This is a genomic window from uncultured Candidatus Kuenenia sp. (assembly GCF_900696675.1).
Taxonomy (GTDB): domain Bacteria; phylum Planctomycetota; class Brocadiia; order Brocadiales; family Brocadiaceae; genus Kuenenia; species Kuenenia stuttgartiensis_A.
In genome coordinates, this window is record NZ_CAADGZ010000195.1 from 1 (window position 1) to 4255 (window position 4255).

4 protein-coding genes are annotated in these 4255 nt (G+C 43.3%); all 4 read left to right on the forward strand.

Annotation, left to right across the window (positions count from 1 at the left end; translation table 11 throughout):
* Positions 1-836: 836 nt before the first annotated feature.
* The 4 genes from QZT26_RS16600 (at position 837) to QZT26_RS16615 (ending at position 3934) form a co-directional block, all read left to right on the forward strand.
* Entirely contained in the window at positions 837-1097 is a 261-nt protein-coding gene (locus tag QZT26_RS16600) for a hypothetical protein (RefSeq protein ID WP_295103731.1), read from the forward strand.
* Positions 1098-1337: 240 nt separating this feature from the next.
* The gene (locus QZT26_RS16605) at positions 1338-2027 is read left to right on the forward strand and encodes a Fe-Mn family superoxide dismutase (protein WP_157820417.1); all 690 of its coding nucleotides are present in this window, start codon (positions 1338-1340) and stop codon (positions 2025-2027) included.
* 16 nt (positions 2028-2043) lie between these two features.
* Positions 2044-2250, forward strand: a complete 207-nt coding sequence (locus QZT26_RS16610; protein WP_099324517.1) for a DUF3185 family protein — start codon at positions 2044-2046, stop codon at positions 2248-2250.
* 238 nt (positions 2251-2488) lie between these two features.
* Entirely contained in the window at positions 2489-3934 is a 1446-nt protein-coding gene (locus QZT26_RS16615) for a catalase (RefSeq protein ID WP_295103735.1), read from the forward strand.
* Positions 3935-4255 lie beyond the last annotated feature (321 nt).

Below are 4255 nucleotides of genomic sequence, written 5' to 3' on the forward strand. Positions count from 1 at the left end.
GAATGCATTTGTTCGAGAAACTCCGGTTTCTCGCCTGTTTGCTGATAGATAGGGAATAAAATCACAGGGTTAAGACAGTTTGTAATTTGTCAAGTCAGACCCTCACTGGAAACAAAGTTTCCAGTGCCATTACGTTCCCAAACAGGCACTTCACTATGTTCAGTACAAGGTTTGGGAACGAGTTGCGCTCTGATCTCCGGTAGTTTAATAAATTACGCTGAATAGTTACAAAAAATCAGGAATAATCTAAACACTTAACCTAATATAACGGAGAATTACTATGCTTTTAGTTATAGCTGCTGTGTTGATCATATTGTGGATTCTGGGTCTGGTCACTTCCACCACCCTGAGCGGTTTCGTTCACATTCTTCTGGTGATCGCAATCGTGGTCATCGTGATTAATATCATTCGCGGACGAAGACGTCCGTGACTATTTTGTGGGGCCCGGTATGAAAAACAGTATCGGTTCCTCTCCCCTGGTGCCTGGCGCCAAGGGATCAGTTTGGTATTTTAATTTGAAAGGAGGTAGGCATATGTTTAAGAAAATTGGCATTACAGCGGTGTTTGTAAGTGCGTTACTGTTTAGTGCTGGTGTCGCTAGTACCTTTGCAAGAAATTCTGATTGTCCGGACAGTTGCAAGTGCCCGGACAATGTAAAATGTGCAAAAGATTGCACAAAGGACAAAACAGATCATTGTACGTGCAAACATTAGTATATTTTAAAAGTATTTTGTCATAGGATTTTTTTTTACGAAAACTTTTATAAGCCCAGCAATCTTACCGGGAATGTTCCGGGTGGTTCGGGTTAAACTCTTTAACAAGAGAAGGAGAAGTAAATGTCAGATAAATGTACAGACGAGAGGAAAAATATTAATATTGCTCAGGTACCGGCTGTAGTTAAGGCTGCAATTGAGAAGGAAACTGCCGGCTGCACCATCAAGAAAATAGTGAAAAAAGAGGCCGATGGCAAAACGTGTTATGCAGTCGAGTGTGTAAAGAACGGTGTGGAAAAAAAGCTCAAATTTACAGAAGAAGGCTCTATTGTGACAGACAAAGGGGAAAAATCCAAGAGTGGCGCAGGTACTAGCTGTTGTTAAAGCTAAATTGAGAAGGAAACTGCATCCTGCAATCAGTTATTAACTGATTGCAGGATAAGGAGGCCGTAAAAAAAACGAAATATGACGCGGATAAGTAATGGCCTGGGAATTTTTTATTATACCGTAGTAATCGGCAGTCTATCGTCGGCAAATTGCAGACTGAGGACTGAGTGGTAACACCATTTCACTGAAATTATTTATGGATATTTATTTCACCAAAAGACCAAAAAAGGAGGTACCATGCTTAGCAGACGAGAATTTTTAACACTGGCAGGCGTGGGTGGAGCAGCAATCGTACTTAATTTTAACAACCCTTTACATGCAGAAATAAAAAAGGAGACGGAAATTATGACATACACCGCAAAGGATTATTCGCAACTCATCGGGATGGAGGGATTCAGCGAAACACTTTTGAAAAACCACTTTACCCTCTATCAGGGATATGTAACAAACACAAATAAGGTACTCGATACTCTCGGTCAGATGTTGAAGGAGGGAAAGACGGCAAGCCCTGAGTTTGCAGAATTGAAGAGACGGCTTGGGTGGGAATTTAATGGGATGAGGCTCCATGAATATTATTTTGAAAATCTTGGCAAGAAAAAAGGCGGCATGAACAAGGAAGGAACGCTTGCCAAAAAGATGACAGCGGAATTTGGCAGTTATGAGATGTGGGAAAAGGATTTCAGGGCAGTAGGAAGTATGAGGGGAATCGGGTGGGCAGTCCTCTATCAGGATAGTGCCAGCGGGAGGCTCATTAACTTCTGGATAAATGAACACGATGTTTCTCATCCTGCAGGATGCAATCCCATATTGATCCTGGACGTATTTGAACATGCCTTTATGATAGATCACGGTCTAAAGAAGGCGGATTATATTGAGGCATTCTTTAAGAACATTGACTGGTCAGTCGCAGAAGCAAGGCTAAAATAAAAGGGAGGATTTTTTTATGAACAAAGTAGTCTCGCTTGCAATACTTGCCGTGGGTATCCTGTTTATAATTTTAGGCGTCAGCGCAACGAAGTCGTTTAGTTCCGACATTTCCCGGTTTTTCACCGGCTCACCCACCGACAAGGCGATATGGATGTTGATCGGCGGCGCTGTAGCTGTAATTGTGGGGTTGGTGGGACTGCGGAGTTGGTCAAAGGGAAGTTAAGCGTGTTGGTCCTGTTTTTATAACCATACTCATGAAGATCACAAAAGGTAGATTTTAAATTGACAGTAGGGTGGCACGGACAAACCCTGTTTGTTCGTGTTGAGCTTGTACGACATTATCTATAAACCCTGTTAAAAAGTCAGGAAGAGTCCTTGTCCTCACAAACTGAGCTTTCTTTCTCACATGGTAAATCACAAATTGTGATACTCTTGAGAATATAATTGAAAGGTGAAAAGAAATGAGTAAAACTAAAGTCTTAACTACAGCGGCAGGCATACCTGTCTGCGATAATCAGACTTCCCTCACCGCCGGAGAACGCGGCCCGACGTTGTTACAAGATCACCATCTTCTTGAAAAATTGGCGCATTTCAACCGTGAACGCATCCCTGAGCGTGTTGTCCATGCAAAAGCAGCCGGTGCACATGGTACTTTCATCGTTACCAAAGACATCACCCGATACACAAAAGCCAGCATCTTTTCGGAAGTTGGGAAAAAAACCGATGTATTTGGCCGATTTTCTACTGTGGCAGGGGAAAAAGGCTCTGCTGATACGGTTCGGGATGTCAGAGGCTTTGCATTGAAATTCTACACTGAAGAAGGCAATTGGGATATGGTAGGAAACAATACTCCCGTGTTTTTTGTACGGGACGCCATAAAATTCCCCGATTTCGTTCATACCCAGAAACGTGAACCTCAAACCAATCTAAGGTCAAAAACCATGATGTGGGATTTCTGGTCGCAGGTTCCGGAATCATTGCACCAGGTAACTATCCTGTTTTCGGATCGCGGCATTCCCATGGGCATCCCCTTTATGCATGGTTTCGGGAGTCATACCTACAGCTTTATCAATGCGGACAATGAACGTTTTTGGGTGAAGTTTCACTTCAAGACTCAACAGGGCATTCGGAATATGACTCCGGAAAATGCAGACCGTATTGCAGGGGAAGATGCTGACTACCATACACGTCTGTTATTTGAAACTATCGGGAGTGGGGATTACCCTAAATGGACATTTTATGTTCAGGTAATGCCGGAAGCTGAAGCAGAAACGTACCGGTGGAATCCGTTTGATTTAACCAGGATATGGTCGCATAGTGACTATCCCTTAATAGAGGTTGGGGTATTGGAGATGAACCGCAATCCCTCTAACTATTTTGCCGAAGTCGAGCAATCCGCCTTTTCTCCGGCCAACGTTGTCCCCGGTATTTCTTTTTCTCCCTGTAAAATGCTCCAGGGACGTATTTTTGCCTATGCAGATGCCCATCGGTATAGACTAGGCGTGAACTTTGGGCATCTACCGATAAACCGTCCGCTTGCCACGGCAGCAAACACCTATCAGCGGGATGGCTCAATGAGATTCGATGACAACGGCGGAGCTTCGGTAAATTATGAGCCGAACAGTTTCGGAGGACCCAAAGCAGACCACGCGTATAATGAGCCGCCGCTGAAAATTTCAGGTGACGCGAATCGCTATGAACAGAAAAGAGGTGTTGATGATGATTTCGTCCAACCCGGAAATCTCTTCCGGCTGTTGCCGCCTGACGAACGGAAACGGCTCATTGAAAACATTGTTGCAAGTCTTAGAAAAGCGCCGAAAGACATCCAGGAAAGGATGGTTCCGTATTTTTACAAAGCAGATGAGGCTTATGGAGAAGGTGTTGCAAAGGGACTAGGGCTTTCATAAGAGAATAATACGTTCTCCTCTTGAAGCGGAAATAGAAAGGATAGGTAAAATGATCTATAAAAGCATAAAGAAAAACATAGGGTTTGGCTTTCTCGCACTCTTTGGGTGCTGTTTGTTCTTGCCCACCCTTGCTAATGCACGGGTTGGTATAACGGCTACCGATAAAAAATATATTATTCTGCAAGCCGTCATCATGTTTCATTTGCAACACCCAGAAACGATGAAAATGGTTTTATAACCATATCATATTGCGGTACCTGTGCTTGAGCTATTTTTTGTAGTTTTACTTTCGAGTCGAAAACATCTGGCATTTCTGTTTCT